Consider the following 18,860-nt stretch of genomic DNA (forward strand, 5'->3'; position numbering starts at 1 on the left):
TTTTGTCTACTATGGCAAAAAATCTGCACCTTAATCTGTTGGTTAGTCCAACTTTTAGGTGCAGATCATTCTAGTACGCTTTTCAGTTTTATTACCAATAAGCTCGTAAGCCTACTACAGTTGTGTAATTACGAGATTTTGCGGTTTTTACATCGTTGGTATAGTGCTTAGCACGAGTTGCTTGCCATTCAACAAAGCCTTTTAAGTGTTTTGGAACAATATAATATTCCGTTCCCAACATAAATTGGTTTCTTTTCACTTTAGTATCATTTGCCAAGCCTACGGCATTAAGTTTGTTTTCTTTGTAAGCATACATTGTGTAAGCATTCCATTGATCTGTTAAGCGATGGAGTAACACTGTGCGAAATTCTTTTTCAATACGTTTGTTGCCGATGGCGTTTTGATCTTCGGTTTCACGACGTTCTAAATCTAAGCCAAGAGTAGTTTTTCCGTAAGTATAAGCCGTGCCAAATGCAAGAGCAGTGCGTTCATAATTGCCGATAGATTGCTCAAAACGCTCACGGGTTGCACCTGTTGCTAATTTTAAGCCTTGGTTATCATCAATTTTATAGTTATAAATTGCTGCTGCACCCCAAATATCTTTACGTTTATTGGCTAAATCTAAGCCATTGTTTCCACGTTGGCTATTTCCGCCATAGAATGCTCCGAGTTTTAATCCTTCGATGCCTTTGTAAACATATTGAAGCGTACGGCGTGATGAACCGGTAAGTAAGCCATCACTTAAGCTGAGTGTATTTGGTAAGTCAGTTTGTTTTACTTCATCGGCAATATTAGTCATATTGCCGTATGTTAATTCACCGTATTGTTTATGCCCGATTCCTGCATAGAGTTGATGATCATAAATATGATCGAAGTTATGTTGTGAGCTTGAATCGCCACGCATACGCCATTCCACACGCCCTAGAGCATAGAATCCGTGTCCAACTTGTTGGGTTAAACGGAAGCCAAAACGAGAGCCGTTGTTATCCACTGCGTGGTTGACGTGGTTACGGCTAGATTGCCCGTTTACCGGCGAAGTTTTATCGGATGAGCTTTCCCATTTAATACGAGCAGAACCAATAAATTCAATTTGCGTACCAGTTTCTTTATGATCGTAAATTGTAATTGCCAGTGCCGAGTTTGCGACTAAAGTAGAAGCCAAAATAGCTAATGTTGTTTTTTTCATAAAATCACTCCATCTGAATAAATAGGGTGGCTAGTTTAGGGGAATCACCGTTGCTAAACAATATTATTTTGTTAGTTTATATGATGATTGGTTATAATAGTGACACGTAATATTTTTGATAATAGTGAATATGAAACAACAATCTCCCGTTATTGGCTTAGTTGCCGGTGAAGTATCCGGCGATATTCTTGGAGCAGGGTTAATTAATGCGTTAAAAGCACATTATCCGAATGCACGCTTTATCGGTGTGGCTGGCTCTCGAATGATCGAAGCTGGTTGCGAGTCCTTGTTTGATATGGAAGAACTTTCTGTAATGGGGCTAGCAGAGGTTGTTAAGCATTTACCCCGTTTACTGAAACGCCGTAAACAAGTTATTGATGAAATGATTAAATTGAAACCGGATATTTTTATCGGCATTGATGCACCGGATTTTAATTTAACTGTTGAAGAAAAACTCAAAGCGAGTGGCATTAAGACCATTCATTATGTTAGCCCTTCGGTGTGGGCTTGGCGTCAAAAGCGGGTATTTAAAATTGCCAGAGCGACCAATTTAGTATTGGCATTTTTGCCATTTGAGAAAGCGTTCTATGATAAATTCAATGTGCCTTGTCGCTTTATCGGACATATGATGGCAGATGCAATCCCACTCGAGCCGAATCGTGCAGAGGCGTGTTTAGCGTTAAATATTGATGAATCTAAGCGGTATATGGCAATTTTGGTGGGAAGCCGTGGTAGCGAAATTCAGTTTTTGGCTGAGCCTTTTTTGAAAGCCGCTCAGTTACTCAAGGCTCGTTTTCCAGATTTACAATTTTTAGTGCCAATGGTGAGCCAAAAACGAATCGAGCAATTTAATGCGATTAAGCAACAAGTTGCTCCCGAGCTGGAACTTAACATTATTCAAGGTAAGGCTCGACAAGCAATGATTGCTGCAGAATGTACGCTGTTAGCCTCAGGAACGGCAGCATTAGAGGCAATGTTGTGCAAGTCACCGATGGTAGTCGGCTACCGAATGAAACCGCTGACGTATTGGCTGGCGAAAAAATTGGTTAAAACCGATTATATCTCCCTGCCGAATTTATTGGCTCAAGCCCCATTAGTGCCAGAATTGATCCAAGAAGAGTGTAACCCGGAAAATTTAGCTCAAGAGTTAGCTCTATTTTTAGCTGATGATGAGAAAACCCAGCAACATAAAACATTGCTAAAACAGCAGTTTATGCAGCTACATCAATCAATTCAGTGTAATGCCGATGAGCAAGCTGCCCAAGCAGTTATTGATCTCTTAAACGGCTCGACAAGCGGTCAAATTTAGTTAGTTTTTTGCAAAAAGGAAAATTTATGTGGAAAGAAGTATTACTTAATTATGGTATTTTTTTATTAGAGTTATTAACTGTGTTTGGCATTATTGCGGTGGTGGTAATGCTGATTTTGGAATCGAAAAAGCAGAATGAAAACGGCTCAATTTCAATTACCAATTTATCTGAGAAATATAAAGAGCAGCAAAAATCCCTTTCCGGCTTTTTTCTAAGTGAAGAAGAATTAAAACATCAGGAAAAGCAGGAGAAAAAAGCAGCAAAAGAGAAAGCCAAAGCAGAGAAAAAACGCTTAAAAGCAGGCGAAGAAAGTGTAGAAAGCCCTTCCCGTTTATTTGTGTTGAATTTTAATGGCGATATGATGGCTCACGAAGTAAATTCCCTACGCCGTGAAATTGATGCGGTAATTAGCCTCGCGAATCCGGAAAAAGATGAAGTTTTACTTAAACTTGAAAGTCCGGGCGGTGTGGTTCACGGTTATGGGTTAGCGGCTTCGCAGTTGCAACGTCTCCGTGATCGCAATATTTATTTAACCGCAGCGGTAGATAAAGTAGCTGCCAGCGGTGGCTATATGATGGCGTGTGTGGCGAATAAAATTGTGTCTGCTCCGTTTGCGGTAATTGGCTCGGTAGGGGTGGTGGCTCAAGTGCCGAATATCCACCGCTTACTGAAAAAACACGATATTGATGTGGACGTGATGACTGCCGGCGAATATAAACGCACGGTTACTCTGGTGGGTGAAAATACCGAGAAAGGGAAACAGAAATTCCAGCAAGAATTGGAAGAAACGCATTCTCTGTTTAAGCAATTTGTGGCTCAACATCGTCCACAGCTGGATATTGAGCAGGTTGCAACAGGTGAGCATTGGTTTGGTCAGCAAGCGATTGAGCTAAATTTGGTTGATGAGATTGCAACCAGTGATGATCTGCTCCTCAATGCTATGAAAGAAAAAGAAGTGATTGAGCTAAAATATAAAGAGAAGAAAAAACTTGCTCAGAAATTGGGTTCTCAATTCGAGCAATCAGCAGAGAACCTGCTCACTAAGATTTTACATAAAAGTCGTTCAACGCTGATGTAGCGTATATATTATTAAAGGGCTATCGTTTATATAGCCCCTTATTTTATCAGTTAGTAATAGAATGAAGTATTTGTTCACTATTTAAATGACCTGGAATACTTTTCTTTAAATTGAGTGAAGAATCTAACAATAAATTATGTGGATATCCTCTTATTTCGGTTTGTTTAATAAAGTCTCCTTGTTCATCCAATAAAACAGTAATATTAGGATAATCAGATTCTATCCCTTTATACCATTCAATAAATTGATTGGTTGTTTTCTCGCCTTTATGCCCTGGTGAAACAATAGTAATAATTTCAATATCGTTATTTGCTTTTTGGCTTATTTCCTCAATTTCCGCCAATCCGGCTAGACAAATAGAACACCAAGATGCCCATGCTTTTATATAGATTTTTTTACCTTGATATTTATCAAGAGTAATTTGATTTTGATTGAGATCTTTAAGAGGAATATGCCCAAGATGAGAGTTTTCTTGTGCATAGCTGTTAAGACTCAACATCATTATGAGTAAACTAATTATTTTCTTCATCATTATTTATTTCCTTTAATCATATTTATTAAATAGCCGTAACCTTCTTTTTCCATTTGCTCTAATGGAATAAATTTGATTGAGGCACTGTTGATACAATAACGTAATCCGCCTTTATCTTTCGGACCATCGGTGAAAACGTGCCCTAAATGAGCGTTACCACTTCGACTTAGTACTTCCGTTCTTGTCATATTAAAACTATTATCTTCGGTATAGTTAACAACCTCATTGATAATTGGTTTGGTAAAACTTGGCCAGCCGCAACCTGAATCATATTTATCTCGAGATGAAAAAAGTGGCTCTCCGGTAGTAATATCAACATAAATACCCAGTGCGGTATTATCCCAATATTCGTTACTGAATGAACGCTCTGTATTTTTTCGTTGGGTAACGCTATATTGCAAAGGCGTTAATTTCATTTTTAATGTAGCATCGCTAGGTTTAGGGTAATCTTTTGGATCGATAATAATGCTATTTGCTTGGTTTAAATCAATGTGGCAATAACCATTTGGGTTTTTCTTTAAGTAATCCTGATGATACTCTTCTGCTAAAATATAATGTTTCAATGGCTCTACTTGCACTTGTATTTTCTGTTTATATTTTGCTTGTTGGGCTTGAATCTCTTTTAAAATGATTTGCTTATCTTGCTCATTTTGATAATAAATACCGGTGCGATATTGTCGACCAATATCATTACCTTGTTTATTTTTACTGGTTGGATCAATTACTTTAAAGTAATATTGCAACAGCTTTTCTAAAGAAATTTTATTAGCATCATAGGTCACGTGAACTGTTTCTGCATGATCGGTTTGCCCGATAATTCGGTAAGCAGTTTGCTCAGTTTTGCCATTGGCATAGCCCGATGTAGCCTCTTTTACGCCATATATTTTTTCCATATAGGCTTCAATGCCCCAGAAACATCCTCCTGCCAAGTAAATATCCTGTAAGTTTTCAGATCGCATCTCGTTAGGGTTTGTGATGTTTGCTATTGAGGAGGTGGTAAAGATAGCAGACACCAAACATAGTAACAGTTGATTGTATTTCATTCAGTTCTCCTTTATAACTTATGTAATTTTATTTTTTAAGGATGAGGGTTTAACCTTAAACATTCATAATTTCTTACTTTTTTGCTAAGATCAAAATTGGTTTTACTCTCTATAGGATTAGTCGAATATTGTTTAATATTCTCACAAAAAATTTTCTCAATATAACACTATGATTCATAACAAGATTTCTTTAGATATTTCATCGGAACAGCTTGCCGATATTCGTCAGCAAATGTTGAAATTTGCTCAGTTACAATTACAAGATATTGCTCTTGCTGAAGATATGGTTCAAGAAGCATTCGTTAATGCAATAAAAAATATTGATAATTTCCAGCGTAAAGCAGCATTGAAAACCTGGATATTTGCTATTCTAAAAAATAAAATTATTGATTATTTACGTAAAAAAGATCGTATAGTACTAGAAAGTGATCTGGCTGATGATGACGAAGAGAATCACTTTTTTGATAATTATGGGCATTGGAAAGAAGAATATTATCCTTCTAGCTGGCAGGAAGAAGCTGTTTATTCCAAAGAATTTTGGATATTATTTGAAGTTTGCTTAAGCAATTTACCTGCAAAACAAGCTAGGGTATTTATGATGAGGGAATATTTAGAGGCAACCTCAGATGAAATTTGTCGAGTAGTAAATATTACATCAGATAATTTATATACATTAATCTATCGAGCAAGGCTGCAGTTACAACAATGTCTTTCAAGGAAATTAACGGAGAGAAATAGATGAATTGCCGACAAGTAACAAGGTTAATTTCTGACTCAAAGGAACGAAAACTCACTTTAAAAGAGAAGATTGGCGTTAAAACACATTTGATTATTTGCCCGTATTGTCGTCAATTTAAACACCATTGTGAGCATATCAGCAAATTAATGAAAGATTTTGCTACAAAAGATGGGGAGCATTAAGTATAAAAAATAAAGGTTAAAGTTGAAAAACTTTAACCTTTTAAATAGCGAGCGTTGCCTAATTATTTTCCTCCACCACAAAACAAGCAATGCGAGTGCCGTCTTGATAGGTTTTTAGCTCCGGTCGCTCCACATAGCAACGATCGGTTGCAAATCGGCAACGGGCGTTAAAGGCACAGCCTTTTGGTGGATTAAGCGGACTTGGTAGTTCGCCAGTCAGTTTAATCCGCTCACGACGTTGATTTGGATCTAAACGAGGCGTTGCAGAGAGTAACGCTTGAGTATAAGGGTGGCGTGGATTGCTGAAGATAGTTTTGGTATCCCCTTGTTCCACGCAACGCCCTAAATACATTACCATCACTTCATCGGCAATATGTTCCACTACCGATAAATCGTGCGAAATGAAGACGTAAGACAAGCCCATATCTTCTTGTAAATCCATCATTAGGTTCAGCACTTGAGCCCTAACCGAAACGTCTAATGCAGAAACCGGTTCATCAGCAACCACAATGTCCGGCTGTAACATTAAACCGCGTGCAATTGCAATTCGCTGGCGTTGTCCGCCCGAGAACATATGCGGATAGCGGTCGTAAAATTCCGGTTTTAAGCCGACTTTCGCCATCATTTCCAGCACTTTTTCTTTACGTTCTTTTGCGGATAAGTTAGTGTTGATCAGCAACGGCTCTTCTAAAATAGTACCTACTTTTTTCCGAGGATTGAGCGAGCTATATGGGTTTTGAAACACAATTTGGATTTTTTTACGGCGTAGTTGAGCCGTTTCTTTGTCATTGACTAAGAAATTCTGCCCGTTGTAGAACAATTCGCCTTCGGTCGGGCTTTCAATCATGGTGAGCATTCTCCCCAATGTTGATTTCCCGCAACCGGATTCGCCAACAATCGCAAGGGTTTTGCCACGTTCAAGGGTAAAAGAGACGCCATCCACCGCTTTTACCGTTTTCGGTTTAGCGAACATTCCCTTTTTAACCGGATAGTATTTTTTTAAATTAATCGCATCGAGAAGCGGTGCGTTTTTATCATTTTTTTGCAAATCGCTCATTTTAACCTCTCAGATGTTGTTCAAGTGCAAGTGGTGTTCCTGCGAGTGTTAAAGGAGTATGACATTTCACTTGGCGACCATTTAGTGTATGTAACTCCGGTTCAATTTCACGGCATTTGTCTGTAGCATAAGGACAGCGTGGGTTGAGCAGGCAACCTTGTGGGCGGTCATATTTACCCGGCACCACACCCGGTAGCGATTGCAAGCGAGATTTCCCTTCGGCAAATTCCGGTAATGCTTTGAGCAACGCTTGGGTGTAAGGGTGAAGCGGTGAGCTAAAAATTTCTGCCGCTTTACCCTCTTCTACCACCTGCCCTGCATACATTACAAGAATGCGGTGTGCCGATTCAGCCACTAACGCTAAGTCGTGAGTAATCAAAATCAACGCCATATTTTCTTTGCGTTGCAATTCAAGCAATAAATCGATAATTTGAGCTTGAATCGTTACATCTAATGCAGTAGTTGGCTCATCGGCAATCAACAATTTTGGACGACAAGCAATCGCCATTGCAATCATCACCCTCTGGCTCATACCACCTGAAAGCTGGTGTGGGTAAACCTCTAAACGGGATTCAGGATCGGGAATGCCGACCATCGTCAGCAACTCAATCGCACGCTCACGGCGGCTGGCTTTTGAGCCACCTTGATGCACTTTCAATGCTTCCATAATCTGATAGCCCACCGTATAGCTCGGATTTAAGCTGGTCATTGCATCTTGGAAGATCATCGAAACATCAGCCCCTACGATCTGTTGCTTTTCTTTTGGCTTTAATGCCAATAAATCATTACCGTTAAAATGCAATTTTTCAGCCATCACTCTGCCGGGGAAATCAATCAAGCCCATAATGGCGAGCGAGCTGACCGATTTACCTGAGCCTGACTCGCCTACAATGCCTAGCACTTCACCTTCATTGACTTGGTAACTTATACGATCCACCGCTTTAAATGGCGTTTTTTTATCGCCAAAATGCACGGAAAGTTGATCAACAGTTAATAATGCCATTTCGACTCTCCTATTGTTTGAGTTTTGGATCGAGGGCGTCACGCAAGCCGTCACCCATCAAGTTGAATGCTAAAACCAGCGATAAAATTGCCAGTCCCGGAATAGTCACCAGCCAGTTTGCTGACTGCATAAAACCACGTGATTCGGCAAGCATTGTGCCAAGCTCCGGTGTTGGCGGTTGAGCACCAATACCTAAGAAGCCGAGAGCGGCAAGCTCTAAAATCGCATTTGAGATCCCCATCGTCATTTGCACGATAAGCGGAGCTAAACAGTTAGGTAAAATAACGACAAACATTAAGCGAAGCACGCTCGCACCGGCAACACGGGAAGCAGTCACATAATCACGGTTTTTCTCGCTTAACACTTGGGCTCGGGTTAAACGCACATAGCTTGGAATGGAGACGATCGCAATTGCAATTGCTGCATTAATCAGAGAAGGTCCGAGAATCGTTACCACACCAATAGTTAAAAGCAGGCTTGGGATTGCCAACATAATATCGACTAATCGCATAATGATAATATCAAGCATACCGCCGTAATAACCTGCAATTAAGCCTAAAATCACGCCAAAAACACAGGAAAGTATCACGATTACTAAGCCGATAAAGACCGATAATCTGGCACCATAAATAATGCGAGACAGAATATCTCGCCCAATATCATCTGTTCCTAATAGATGAGCGGAACTGCCACCTTCTGCCCACACCGGTGGAAGTAGTAAAGCACTACGGTTTTGCTCGATTGGGTCGAATGGAGCAACCCATTGAGCGAATACACAGGCAAAAAAGACAATGGCAATGAATATAAGCCCGATTAATGCACCTCTGTTTTGACAGAAGTAATACCAAAATTCTTGTAATGGTGTTTTGGGTGCGGGTGGATTTACCGCCGTTATTCCTGACATCATTAACTCCAACTAAAAAATATTTTTGTAAAAAATGGCGGAAATTAAACCGCTTGTATAAGCCTACCTTTACTAAAAAGGGGCATCAAATTAAAGGAAATGCTTAACTATGTCTAATTCTTGGATTGACAATACCATACAGCAAATCTACCGCTAAATTCACTAGGATAATAATAGTCGCAATAATCAGCACTGAGCCTTGTAGTACAGGGTAGTCACGGCTGTTGATCGCATCAATAATCCATTTGCCGATACCCGGCCACGAGAAGATGTTTTCGGTTAAAACCGCACCGGAAAGCAGTTGCCCGACAATTAAGCCAACGACCGTTACCACCGGAATCAAGGCATTTCTTAATGCGTGAACAATCACAATTCGGGTAGTGTTTAAGCCTTTGGCTTTGGCGGTGCGGATATAGTCCTCACCCAACACTTCCAGCATTGAAGAGCGGGTCATACGGGTAATCACCGCAAGCGGGATTGTCCCTAGTACGATAGACGGTAAAATCAGCGATTTAATTGCCGCTAAAAATGCCCCCGGTTCGTCTGAATTCCAAGTATCAATCAGCATAAAGCCGGTATTGGCTTCAATCCAATATTCAGACGGTAAACGCCCAGAAGCCGGTAAGCCGAGTGGGGTGGAGAAGTAGAGAATTAAAATTAACCCCCACCAGAAAATCGGCATTGAGTAGCCGGTCAGTGAAAGTGTGGTTACAGTGTGTGAAATCCAACTCTCTTTTTTCACCGCCGCAATCACACCGAGTGCAATCCCGAATACCAGCGACCAGAGTAGTGCAAAAAACGCCAGCTCAACGGTTGCCGGGAATAGGGTAAAAAATTCTTTCAACACAGGTTCGTTGTTACGAAATGAGTTACCGAGATCGCCGTGCAGCACACCTTTGATGTAGCTGATGTATTGTTCAAACAACGGTCGGTTAAGCCCAAGTTGTTCCATCATCTGTTGGTGAACCTCAGGCGACAATCCACGCTCTCCCATTCGGATCTCAATCGGATCACCGGGGATAAAATGCACAAGGGCAAAAGTAATTAACGTAATGGCAATAAAGGTAGGTATCACCATTAGCACACGTTTTAAAATAAATGAAAACATTTAAAATCTCTTTTTTTGGAGTTTTATGTTTGAAGATAAATGTAAGGGCGAATGTAATTCGCCCTTACATTCATTTAGGACAAGCGGTCATATTTGCCAATTTTTTTACAAATCCGACCGCTTGCCGGCGGATTATTTGCCCGCTAAATCTACTTTGTAGAAGTTATGTAAGCTGAACGGACTCATCACATAACCTTTTACTTCTTTACGCACCGGGAAGTAAACGGTGGAGTGAGCAATCGTAATCCAAGGAGCTTGCTCTTTGAAGATCACTTGAGCTTGTTTATAAAGCTCGGTACGTTTTGCTTTGTCGCTTTCTTGAGCAGCAGCAAGCACTACTTCTTCAAACGGTTTGTGGCAGAATTTCGCATAGTTTGAACCCGCATCTACTGAAGAGCAGCTTAATAGTGTGTTCAAGAAGTTGTCCGGGTCGCCGTTATCGCCAGTCCAGCCGATCATTGAAGTGGCTGCTTCGCCTTGACGTAAACGTTTGAGGTATTCACCCCACTCGTAGCTGACGATTTTCGCATTCACGCCGACTTTCTTCCAGTCTTCTTGAATTAACTCCGCCATACGACGAGCATTCGGGTTATACGGACGAGAAACCGGCATTGCCCATAATTCGGTGTCGAACCCTTTCTCAAAACCGGCTTCTTTTAATAGCTCTTTAGCTTTTTCAGGGTTGTAGTCGTAATCTTTAATCTCGTCATTGTAGCTCCACATTGTTGGTGGAATCGGGTTTTTCGCTACCTGACCGGCACCTTGATACACCGCATCGACAATTGCTTGTTTGTTCACCGCAAAGTTCAACGCTTGGCGGACTTTTTGGTTGTCTAACGGTTTAATATCTTTATTCAGTGCTAAATAACCGATATTCATACCCGATTGGCTCATTACCTCGATGTTCGGATCTTTTTTCAGATTTTCAATATCCGCTGGGTTCGGGTAAGGCATTGCGTGGCATTCACCTTTTTGTAATTTTGCCAAACGCACGGAAGCATCTGGGGTAATGGAAAATACTAAGCGATCAAGTTTCGCTTTGCCTTGCCAGTATTGTTCAAAGGCTTTGTAGCGAACGCTAGAGTCTTTTTGATAGTCCACTAATTGGAATGGGCCACTACCGATAGGGTTGGTGTCGATTTTTTCCGGCGTGCCGGCTTTTAACATTTTATCGGCATATTCCGCAGAGAAAATGCTGGCAAATTCCATCGCTAAGTTCGCCAAAAATGGAGCATTTGGCACTTTTAAGGTGAATTTCACCGTGTAATCGTCCACTTTTTCCACTTTATCGATAATATTTTGCATATCCATACCGATAAAGTATTCGTAGTTACCGCCGGAAACTTTGTGGAATGGATGGTTTGGATCAAACTGACGGTTAATGGAGAACACAACATCGTCTGCATTTAACTCACGGCTTGGTTTAAATTCTTTATTTTCGTGGAATTTCACGCCTTTACGCAGGTGGAAGGTGTAAGTTTTACCGTCTTCCGAAATGTCCCATTTTTCGGCAAGAGAGGGAATAACATTAGTTGTACCGTCTTCAAAGTCGGTTAATTTGTTATAAATCGGGCGGGCGTTCACATCAAAGCTTGCACCGTCTGTTGATAGCACTGGGCTTAATGCTGAAGGCGAAGCCTCTAAGCAGTAAACAAAGGTTTTCGGCGCAGCAAAGACGCTACTTGAAGCGGCTAGCGCTAATGTTATTAGCGATAATTTAGTCATGTTTTTCATATTCACTCCGTTGTGTTTGTAATAGTTGTCTTACTCTACTTTTTAAGTAGAAGGCTTTGAATATACAATTTTTTGAGTTAACTGCAATCTTTTTTTAATACAAAACGGTGAGTTTTCAGTCAGATTTACAAAATTATGTGGAAATTCAACCGCTTGTCATCTCTTCATTAAAAAATGAGTGGATATTTTCTCACTATTTTTACTTCTCAAACCCTTGCTTTTCCGCTATTCTTAGAAAAATATCAAACTTAGAGATTTAAGGAAAGCCTTGCAGTTACCTCTACCCATTCATCAAATTGATGAAGACACTTTCGAGAATTTTTATAGTCAAAATAGTGAAGTGTTGCTTGAATCCCTCAAACGGAATTTTACGGATGTCCAACAGCCGTTTTTCTACATTTGGGGCGGAAAAAGCTGCGGTAAAAGCCATCTGTTAAAAGCGGTGAGTAATCACTTTCTGTTAAATCACCAAACCTCCAGCTATATTCCGCTTACGAAAGCTAACTATTTCTCACCATTGGTGTTGGATAATGCCGAATTACTGAATGTGATTTGCCTAGACGATATTCAGGCGATTGCAGGCGATGCCGAATGGGAAGTTGCCATTTTTAATCTTTTTAATCAAATTCGAGAGCAGCAAGGCTTGTTTAATGATGGGCAAAAAACCTTACTGTTAATCAGTGCCGATTGCCCGCCTCATCAGCTTAATATCCAGTTGCCGGATTTACGTTCCCGCTTAACTTGGGGCGAAGTGTACCAGTTAAACGATTTAACCGATGAACAAAAATGCCAAATTTTACAGTTAAATGCTCACCAAAAAGGGGTGGAATTGCCCGATGAAGTGGCTCATTTTCTGCTCAAAAAAGCAGGGACGGATTTAGATCAACTCTCTAAAATATTGGATAAGTTGGATAAAGCGTCTCTCCAAGCCCAGCGTAAATTAACCATTCCTTTTGTGAAGGAAATCCTTTCTCTGTAACAAGCGGTTTGATTCTTGTCAAAATTTGCAAAAATTTTTGAAAATTTGACCGCTTGCTACCTCTAAATAAGTAATTTATTTGCTACGTTAAATCAAAGGCTTATGTTACACTTCGGCTAAAATGTTCAACCAAATGAAAAACGATGAACCAAACTGCCCAATATCAGCTTAAACTTAATCAAATTGCCTGTGAGCGGGGCGAGACCCGCTTGTTTGAAGGGTGCAGTTTTACCGTGCAAAGCGGTGAATGGGTGCAGATTGAAGGGCATAACGGGATTGGAAAAACCAGCCTGTTACGTATTTTAGCCGGGCTTTCTTTACCTGCGGAAGGTGAAGTGTTGTGGAACGATCTAGCAATTCAAAAACAGCGTGACCATTATTATGCCGAGCTGTTTTATTTAGGGCATTATTCGGGAGTAAAACCGGAATTAACCCCTTGGGAAAATTTGCGTTTCTACCAGAAAATCCAACAGTTACCGCAAGATGATGATGCCCTTTGGCAAGCGTTGGCGAAAGTGTCGCTTATTGGGCGTGAAGATTTACCTTGTTCGCATTTGTCAGCCGGTCAGCAACGCCGTGTGGCGTTGGCGAAATTATGGCTTACCAATGCCAAACTTTGGATATTAGACGAACCCTTTACCGCTATTGATAAAAAAGGCGTAGCGGATCTGATTGCTCATATTGAACAGCATTGCGAGAAAGGTGGATTAGTGATTTTTACCAGCCACCAAGCTGCTGAGAGCGACAAAGTGCGTATTATTTCGTTAGATCAATTTAAAGTATGATTTTATTGACTATTATTCAGCGGGAACTCACCATAGCCTTTCGTAAACCCTCGGAGATTTTAAATCCGTTGTGGTTTTTTTTAATGGTGATTACCGTATTCCCGATTTTAATGGGACCTAACCCCGAATTATTAGGCAAAATTGCCGGCGGCATTGCGTGGGTAGCTGCTTTGCTTTCTGCATTGCTTTCCTTTGAGCGGTTATTCCGTGATGATTATTTAGACGGCTCGCTTGAGCAATTAATGTTACTGCCGCTTGCCTTGCCGCAGGTTGCATTGGCGAAAGTGATTGCTCATTGGTTACTTACCGGCTTACCACTGATTTTTCTTTCACCGATTGCTGCCATTTTGCTTTCACTCGAAACTCACGTTTGGTGGGCGTTAGTGCTGACATTGTTACTTGGCACGCCGATTTTAAGTTGCTTAGGGGCGATTGGCGTGGCACTCACAGTCGGCTTACGCAAAGGTGGCACATTGCTCAGTTTATTGATTTTGCCGTTATTCTTACCGGTGCTGATTTTTGCCGCTGCGGTATTAGAAGCAGCCACATTGAATATGGGATATAGCGGACAACTAGCAATTATCGGGGCAATTTTAGCAGTTACTTTAACGTTTTCACCGTTTGCGATTGCCGGGGCGTTGAGGATTAGTTTGAACTAAAACTTCCTCTCTCCCTCAAGAGGGAGAGAGACCGAAAAACACCTTGTTCAGAGGTGTTTTTCAGAGAGATGGGAAGCGGTCGAATTATTACGAAAATTTGCAAATTTTTCCCCCTCTCCCTGATTTTCGCTTCTGAACGAAGCTCAAATCGTCCCTCTCCCGTAAACGAGCGAGGGTAATTATTTACTTTGGAGAAATATATGTGGAAATGGTTACACCCTTATGCAAAATCGGAAACGCAGTACCATTTGCTAGGGAAAATCCAACCGTTTTTAGGTTGGCTAAGCTTGATTATGTTAGCGGTTGCTTTTGTTTGGGGATTAGCTTTTGCCCCGAAAGATTACCAACAGGGCGATAGCTATCGCATTATCTTTATTCACGTGCCGGCAGCAATTTGGTCGATGGGCGTATATGGCTCAATGGCGGTTGCAGGCTTGGTGGCATTGGTTTGGCAAATTCGCCAAGCTAACTTGGCGATGATTTCAATGGCACCTATCGGCTTAGTATTCGCTTTTATTTCACTTGCAACCGGTGCAATTTGGGGCAAACCAATGTGGGGGACTTGGTGGGTGTGGGACGCTCGCTTAACTTCGGCTTTAGTGTTATTTTTCCTTTATATCGGCGTGATGGCTCTTTATTCGGCATTCCAAGACAGACAAACCGGAGCGAAAGCCGCAGCGGTGCTGTCAGTTGTTGGCGTGATTAACTTGCCGATTATTCACTTTTCGGTGGAATGGTGGAACACCTTGCATCAAGGGGCGACCATCACTAAATTCGATAAACCGTCTATGGCGGTGGAAATGTTAATTCCGTTGCTATTGGCGATTTTCGGTAGCTTAATTTTTACCGCTTGGTTTAGCATTTGGCGTTATCGCATTGCCTTATTAAAGGACGAACGTAATCGCCCTTGGGTAAAACAACTGGCAAAATCAGTTTAGAGTAGGAGAGAACAATGACATTTCAATTTGAATCAATCAGTGATTTTTTTGCAATGGGTGGCTACGGCTTTTATGTTTGGCTCTCTTATGGTGTCAGTTTCATTGCAATGATTGGGCTGATTTGGCTTAGTCGCCGTGAACAGAAAGCGATTTTGGCTCAAGCAAAAAAAGAGATTGTGCGTGAAGAAAAATTAAAGCAAACATCGCAATAAACAAGCGGTCGAAATGACTTTATTTTTTGCAACTAGAGCCTCATACTTCTTTATAGGTATTTAATTTGAGAAATCGCAAAACTTCCTTGAAATCTCGGGAATGTTTTGCGGTTTTTTGCTATTCTTACACTAATTTATTTTTGAGTTTTTATGCAATTTTGCATTTATTTTGAAGGGTGATTACGATGAATCCAAGACGCAAATCAAGATTGAAAGTGGTGGTTTCGATATTACTTGGGCTTTCTGTCGCAGCAGGCTTGACCCTTTATGCGTTAAGCCAAAATATCGATCTGTTTTACACACCGTCTGAAATTGTAAACGGTAAAAATGATGATCCGAAACAAAAGCCGGAAGTTGGTCAGCGAATCCGTGTGGGCGGAATGGTAGTGGAAGATACGGTAAAGCGTGATGATAAAAGTTTAAAAGTGGTATTTGATCTCAATGACATCGGGCCTTCGATTACCGTGGAATATGAAGGGATTTTGCCGGATTTATTCCGTGAAGGACAAGGCATTGTGGCACAAGGGGTGTTGATTGAGCCAACCCGTTTAAAAGCCACTGAAGTGTTGGCAAAACACGATGAAAACTATATGCCACCGGAATTGGGCGATAAATTAAAAGATCAGCATAAAAAATCGGGTGTGTCTGAACAAGATTTAAAAGGTGAATCGGAAACCGATCGCAAAATGAAAGCGGAGGCGGAAGCTGAAAAAGCCAACAAACAAGGGGAAAGTAAATGATTGCAGAATTAGGCAATTATGCGTTGGCACTAGCCTTGGCGATTTCTATCCTGCTAGCAGTTCTACCGCTTTGGGGAGCAGAAAAGCAAAATAGCACCTTAATTGCACTTGCCCGCCCAATGACTTGGGCGATGTTTTTAGCATTAACTATCTCGTTTGGTTCCTTGTTCTACCTGTTTGCGGTAAATGATTTTACTGTGCAATATGTGGTGAACAATTCAAACAGTAGTTTACCTTTACAATATCGGTTATCTGCAGTGTGGGGTGCTCACGAAGGATCTCTATTGCTTTGGGTTTGGTTATTGTCACTTTGGTCTATCGGGGTTGCAACCTTTACCCGTAAAATGCCGGAAGACGCCGTTGCCAGAGTGCTTGGGGTGATGGGGGTGATTGGCGTTGGTTTCTTGGTATTTGTGATCTTTACCTCTAACCCGTTTGATAGAACTTTCCCAAACTTCCCGGTTGATGGCAAAGAATTAAACCCAATGTTGCAAGATGTGGGTTTGATCTTTCACCCACCATTGCTTTATATGGGCTATGTGGGTTTCTCTGTTGCCTTTGCTTTTGCGATTGCCTCACTGATGACAGGTCGTTTAGACACTGCGTGGGCAAGATGGTCTCGCCCGTGGACGATGGCAGCGTGGGTGTTTTTAACACTTGGTATCGTACTCGGTTCTTGGTGGGCATACTACGAACTCGGCTGGGGTGGCTGGTGGTTCTGGGATCCGGTTGAAAACGCCTCACTAATGCCGTGGCTTGCCGGAACAGCACTGATTCATTCATTAGCCGTGACCGAAAAACGAGGCACATTTAAAGCGTGGACAGTGTTATTAGCGATTCTTGCTTTCTCGCTCTGCTTAGTGGGTACTTTCTTAGTGCGTTCAGGCATTTTGGTATCGGTGCACGCATTTGCCTCAGATCCAACTCGTGGTTTATATATCTTAGCTTACTTGGTGTTAGTAGTAGGTGGTTCTTTACTGCTGTATGCATTCAAAGGCTCGGAAATTAAAAGTCTAGATAACTATGAACGCTATTCAAGAGAAACGATGCTACTCATTAATAATATTTTATTGATGGCGTTTCTATCGGTGGTGTTTTTAGGGACGTTACTGCCATTAATTCACAAACAAATCGGCTTAGGGACAATTTCAATCGGGGCTCCGTTTTTTGACCAAATGTTCTTAATTTTAATGGTTCCTTTCTCATTCGTATTAGGGATTGGGCCGTTAGTTAAATGGCGTAGAGACCAAGTTTCCGCTATTCGTAAACCTGTGATTATTGCAGCCATTTTAATGGCATTGCTTGGATTCGGGTTACCGTACTTATTTCGTAATACCATTACCGTGAGTGTGGTGTTAGGCACGATGATGTCTGTCTTTATTGTGTTACTTAGCCTGTATGAGTTACACCAACGTGCAACCCATCGCCACTCGTTCTTAAGTGGCATTTTCAAACTGTCTCGTTCACATTGGGGAATGGTTCTGGCTCACTTAGGGGTAGCGATGACGGTGTTTGGCATTGCGTTTAGCCAAAATTTCAGCATTGAACGAGATGTCAGAATGAATGTCGGCGATAAAGCCGAGATTTTAGATTACCAATTTGAATTTAAAGGGATTAAAATCACCGATGGGGCAAACTATCAAGGCGGCACAGCCGAGCTTGAAATTACTCGAAACGGCAAATATGAAGCCACACTCAACGCTGAAAAACGCTTCTATACAGTGAGCCGAATGGGAATGACCGAAGCGGCGATTGATTGGGGCTTTAGCCGAGATTTATATGCCGCACTTGGCGAAAAGCTGGAAGATAACTCTTGGGCAGTTCGCTTATATTACAAACCGTTCATTCGCTGGATCTGGATTGGCGGGCTGTTTATGGCTCTCGGTGGTTTACTCTGTATGTTGGATAAACGCTACCGTTTACGCATTGAAAATAAAAAAGAGGCGATAGCTTAAATGGTAAAAAGGCGAACCAATGATGTTCGCCTTTTTGGTGTTTATTGATGGCATTTCTCATAAAGTGGCAATAATGCCCGAATGGTTTGGTAGATAAATTCCACTACATCAATGTTATCCAACTCGTCCTTTTCCACATTTTTGCCGATACACCAAAAATCTTCCTCGTTGGTTAGCGTGAACGCTTGCTCTGATATTTGACTAACGGTTCTAAAATCATCATATTCACTCTCACTTCCGTGCCAAATCTCAAAATCAGCAAACTTTTCCCGATCTAAATTTTCCCACCATTGATTATATTGATGCACGTTAATTTGAGAGCGGTCGGCACGATAACAATGCCAATCAAGGCTCACTTGCAAACGGCGGCGGTTTAGAATCACAGAAAGAATAGCGGCAGAATTTTGATTAAATTCATACTTATAATAAGCAAAAAAATGGGCTCGAACTTGCCAACCGTTGCACCACTTCTCAATATGTGGCGGAGAAAACGGCTGCCCAAGCTGACGAGAAACTTCCTGATGTAGCTTTTTCCAAATTTCCCATTGAGCTTTATATTCCGCCTTAATTCGAGGAATCTCCTCAGGGCAATATTTCTTCATTTGAGCAAATTGGAAGAACGGAATATTGAATAAATCGCACGAGGTTGAGCTAAGCATAAAATCTCCTTAAACCAACAAGCGGTTGTTTTTCTCTGGAAATTTGCAAATTTCCGT

The 18,860-nt window shown here is 41.2% G+C and carries 20 protein-coding genes; 11 read left to right on the plus strand and 9 right to left on the minus strand.

The genetic code is table 11. The annotated features are described in order from the left end of the window. Nucleotides 1-91 precede the first annotated feature (91 nt). Nucleotides 92-1,186: a porin gene (locus ACJ7Z2_RS04660; protein WP_409500942.1), complete on the minus strand. Its 1,095-nt coding sequence runs from the start codon at nt 1,184-1,186 to the stop codon at nt 92-94. Nucleotides 1,187-1,316: 130 nt separating this feature from the next. Here ACJ7Z2_RS04660 and lpxB point away from each other — a divergent pair, with 130 nt between their 5' ends. Both lpxB and sohB read left to right on the plus strand, forming a co-directional pair. Continuing rightward, nucleotides 1,317-2,495 carry a lipid-A-disaccharide synthase gene (gene lpxB / locus ACJ7Z2_RS04665; protein WP_409500943.1) on the plus strand — a complete coding sequence of 393 codons (1,179 nt, stop codon included), beginning with the start codon at nt 1,317-1,319 and terminating at the stop codon, nt 2,493-2,495. 26 nt (nt 2,496-2,521) lie between these two features. Then, on the plus strand, nt 2,522-3,574 hold the full coding sequence (gene sohB, locus ACJ7Z2_RS04670) for a protease SohB (RefSeq protein WP_126301725.1): 1,053 nt from the start codon (nt 2,522-2,524) through the stop codon (nt 3,572-3,574). 46 nt (nt 3,575-3,620) lie between these two features. Here sohB and ACJ7Z2_RS04675 read toward each other — a convergent pair whose 3' ends face one another. Together ACJ7Z2_RS04675 and msrB are read right to left on the minus strand one after the other, a co-directional pair. After that, nucleotides 3,621-4,103: a redoxin family protein gene (locus ACJ7Z2_RS04675; RefSeq protein ID WP_031200889.1), complete on the minus strand. Its 483-nt coding sequence runs from the start codon at nt 4,101-4,103 to the stop codon at nt 3,621-3,623. Nucleotides 4,104-4,105: 2 nt separating this feature from the next. Then, the gene (gene msrB, locus ACJ7Z2_RS04680; protein ID WP_126301726.1) at nt 4,106-5,149 is read right to left on the minus strand and encodes a peptide-methionine (R)-S-oxide reductase MsrB; all 1,044 of its coding nucleotides are present in this window, start codon (nt 5,147-5,149) and stop codon (nt 4,106-4,108) included. A 169-nt stretch (nt 5,150-5,318) separates the two neighbouring features. Here msrB and ACJ7Z2_RS04685 point away from each other — a divergent pair, with 169 nt between their 5' ends. Together ACJ7Z2_RS04685 and ACJ7Z2_RS04690 are read left to right on the plus strand one after the other, a co-directional pair. Next, the gene (locus ACJ7Z2_RS04685; protein ID WP_006248476.1) at nt 5,319-5,891 is read left to right on the plus strand and encodes a sigma-70 family RNA polymerase sigma factor; all 573 of its coding nucleotides are present in this window, start codon (nt 5,319-5,321) and stop codon (nt 5,889-5,891) included. Further along, nucleotides 5,888-6,070 (plus strand): zf-HC2 domain-containing protein, encoded by a 183-nt coding sequence (locus tag ACJ7Z2_RS04690; protein WP_409500944.1) that lies wholly within the window; start codon nt 5,888-5,890, stop codon nt 6,068-6,070. The genes ACJ7Z2_RS04685 and ACJ7Z2_RS04690 overlap by 4 nt, the downstream gene beginning before the upstream one ends. A gap of 58 nt (nt 6,071-6,128) precedes the next feature. Here ACJ7Z2_RS04690 and ACJ7Z2_RS04695 read toward each other — a convergent pair whose 3' ends face one another. The 5 genes from ACJ7Z2_RS04695 to ACJ7Z2_RS04715 form a co-directional block, all read right to left on the minus strand. Next, complete coding sequence (locus ACJ7Z2_RS04695) at nt 6,129-7,127, minus strand: peptide ABC transporter ATP-binding protein (protein ID WP_409500945.1); 999 nt, start codon at nt 7,125-7,127, stop codon at nt 6,129-6,131. Between the two features lies 1 nt (nt 7,128). After that, the gene (dppD, locus tag ACJ7Z2_RS04700; RefSeq protein ID WP_154703899.1) at nt 7,129-8,130 is read right to left on the minus strand and encodes a dipeptide ABC transporter ATP-binding protein; all 1,002 of its coding nucleotides are present in this window, start codon (nt 8,128-8,130) and stop codon (nt 7,129-7,131) included. 10 nt (nt 8,131-8,140) lie between these two features. After that, a complete protein-coding gene (locus tag ACJ7Z2_RS04705) occupies nt 8,141-9,034 on the minus strand; it encodes an ABC transporter permease subunit (RefSeq protein ID WP_409501108.1) in 894 nt (297 codons plus the stop codon). 103 nt (nt 9,035-9,137) lie between these two features. Then, entirely contained in the window at nt 9,138-10,142 is a 1,005-nt protein-coding gene (locus ACJ7Z2_RS04710; protein ID WP_409500946.1) for an ABC transporter permease subunit, read from the minus strand. Nucleotides 10,143-10,274: 132 nt separating this feature from the next. After that, a complete protein-coding gene (locus tag ACJ7Z2_RS04715) occupies nt 10,275-11,876 on the minus strand; it encodes an ABC transporter substrate-binding protein (protein ID WP_126301731.1) in 1,602 nt (533 codons plus the stop codon). 268 nt (nt 11,877-12,144) lie between these two features. Here ACJ7Z2_RS04715 and hda point away from each other — a divergent pair, with 268 nt between their 5' ends. The 7 genes from hda to ACJ7Z2_RS04750 all read left to right on the plus strand — a co-directional run bounded on the left by hda (nt 12,145) and on the right by ACJ7Z2_RS04750 (nt 18,144). Beyond that, complete coding sequence (gene hda, locus ACJ7Z2_RS04720; RefSeq protein ID WP_409500947.1) at nt 12,145-12,855, plus strand: DnaA regulatory inactivator Hda; 711 nt, start codon at nt 12,145-12,147, stop codon at nt 12,853-12,855. A 143-nt stretch (nt 12,856-12,998) separates the two neighbouring features. After that, nucleotides 12,999-13,640 carry a cytochrome c biogenesis heme-transporting ATPase CcmA gene (gene ccmA / locus ACJ7Z2_RS04725; protein WP_409500948.1) on the plus strand — a complete coding sequence of 214 codons (642 nt, stop codon included), beginning with the start codon at nt 12,999-13,001 and terminating at the stop codon, nt 13,638-13,640. Further along, nucleotides 13,637-14,299, plus strand: a complete 663-nt coding sequence (gene ccmB / locus ACJ7Z2_RS04730) for a heme exporter protein CcmB (protein WP_409500949.1) — start codon at nt 13,637-13,639, stop codon at nt 14,297-14,299. The genes ccmA and ccmB overlap by 4 nt, the downstream gene beginning before the upstream one ends. Before the next feature lie 200 nt (nt 14,300-14,499). Then, nucleotides 14,500-15,237: a heme ABC transporter permease gene (locus ACJ7Z2_RS04735; protein ID WP_409500950.1), complete on the plus strand. Its 738-nt coding sequence runs from the start codon at nt 14,500-14,502 to the stop codon at nt 15,235-15,237. Between the two features lie 14 nt (nt 15,238-15,251). After that, nucleotides 15,252-15,449: a heme exporter protein CcmD gene (gene ccmD, locus ACJ7Z2_RS04740; protein WP_006248488.1), complete on the plus strand. Its 198-nt coding sequence runs from the start codon at nt 15,252-15,254 to the stop codon at nt 15,447-15,449. Between the two features lie 185 nt (nt 15,450-15,634). Further along, nucleotides 15,635-16,189 (plus strand): cytochrome c maturation protein CcmE, encoded by a 555-nt coding sequence (gene ccmE, locus ACJ7Z2_RS04745; protein ID WP_409500951.1) that lies wholly within the window; start codon nt 15,635-15,637, stop codon nt 16,187-16,189. After that, nucleotides 16,186-18,144, plus strand: a complete 1,959-nt coding sequence (locus tag ACJ7Z2_RS04750; protein WP_409500952.1) for a heme lyase CcmF/NrfE family subunit — start codon at nt 16,186-16,188, stop codon at nt 18,142-18,144. The genes ccmE and ACJ7Z2_RS04750 overlap by 4 nt, the downstream gene beginning before the upstream one ends. A 41-nt stretch (nt 18,145-18,185) precedes the next feature. On the opposite strand, the gene ACJ7Z2_RS04755 is transcribed toward ACJ7Z2_RS04750, so the two are convergent. Further along, entirely contained in the window at nt 18,186-18,803 is a 618-nt protein-coding gene (locus ACJ7Z2_RS04755; RefSeq protein WP_409500953.1) for an HI_0552 family protein, read from the minus strand. Nucleotides 18,804-18,860 lie beyond the last annotated feature (57 nt).

The organism is Mannheimia glucosida, assembly GCF_046267875.1.
GTDB classification, from domain to species: Bacteria; Pseudomonadota; Gammaproteobacteria; order Enterobacterales; family Pasteurellaceae; genus Mannheimia; species Mannheimia glucosida.

Bases quoted from the DNA above. Each gene is read 5' to 3' on its own strand.
- ACJ7Z2_RS04660 (WP_409500942.1), bottom strand. From the start codon at position 1,186: ATGAAAAAAACAACATTAGCTATTTTGGCTTCTACTTTAGTCGCAAAC.
- lpxB (WP_409500943.1), top strand. From the start codon at position 1,317: ATGAAACAACAATCTCCCGTTATTGGCTTAGTTGCCGGTGAAGTATCC.
- sohB (WP_126301725.1), top strand. From the start codon at position 2,522: ATGTGGAAAGAAGTATTACTTAATTATGGTATTTTTTTATTAGAGTTA.
- ACJ7Z2_RS04675 (WP_031200889.1), bottom strand. From the start codon at position 4,103: ATGAAGAAAATAATTAGTTTACTCATAATGATGTTGAGTCTTAACAGC.
- msrB (WP_126301726.1), bottom strand. From the start codon at position 5,149: ATGAAATACAATCAACTGTTACTATGTTTGGTGTCTGCTATCTTTACC.
- ACJ7Z2_RS04685 (WP_006248476.1), top strand. From the start codon at position 5,319: ATGATTCATAACAAGATTTCTTTAGATATTTCATCGGAACAGCTTGCC.
- ACJ7Z2_RS04690 (WP_409500944.1), top strand. From the start codon at position 5,888: ATGAATTGCCGACAAGTAACAAGGTTAATTTCTGACTCAAAGGAACGA.
- ACJ7Z2_RS04695 (WP_409500945.1), bottom strand. From the start codon at position 7,127: ATGAGCGATTTGCAAAAAAATGATAAAAACGCACCGCTTCTCGATGCG.
- dppD (WP_154703899.1), bottom strand. From the start codon at position 8,130: ATGGCATTATTAACTGTTGATCAACTTTCCGTGCATTTTGGCGATAAA.
- ACJ7Z2_RS04705 (WP_409501108.1), bottom strand. From the start codon at position 9,034: ATGTCAGGAATAACGGCGGTAAATCCACCCGCACCCAAAACACCATTA.
- ACJ7Z2_RS04710 (WP_409500946.1), bottom strand. From the start codon at position 10,142: ATGTTTTCATTTATTTTAAAACGTGTGCTAATGGTGATACCTACCTTT.
- ACJ7Z2_RS04715 (WP_126301731.1), bottom strand. From the start codon at position 11,876: ATGAAAAACATGACTAAATTATCGCTAATAACATTAGCGCTAGCCGCT.
- ccmA (WP_409500948.1), top strand. From the start codon at position 12,999: ATGAACCAAACTGCCCAATATCAGCTTAAACTTAATCAAATTGCCTGT.
- ccmB (WP_409500949.1), top strand. From the start codon at position 13,637: ATGATTTTATTGACTATTATTCAGCGGGAACTCACCATAGCCTTTCGT.
- ACJ7Z2_RS04735 (WP_409500950.1), top strand. From the start codon at position 14,500: ATGTGGAAATGGTTACACCCTTATGCAAAATCGGAAACGCAGTACCAT.
- ccmD (WP_006248488.1), top strand. From the start codon at position 15,252: ATGACATTTCAATTTGAATCAATCAGTGATTTTTTTGCAATGGGTGGC.
- ccmE (WP_409500951.1), top strand. From the start codon at position 15,635: ATGAATCCAAGACGCAAATCAAGATTGAAAGTGGTGGTTTCGATATTA.
- ACJ7Z2_RS04750 (WP_409500952.1), top strand. From the start codon at position 16,186: ATGATTGCAGAATTAGGCAATTATGCGTTGGCACTAGCCTTGGCGATT.
- ACJ7Z2_RS04755 (WP_409500953.1), bottom strand. From the start codon at position 18,803: ATGCTTAGCTCAACCTCGTGCGATTTATTCAATATTCCGTTCTTCCAA.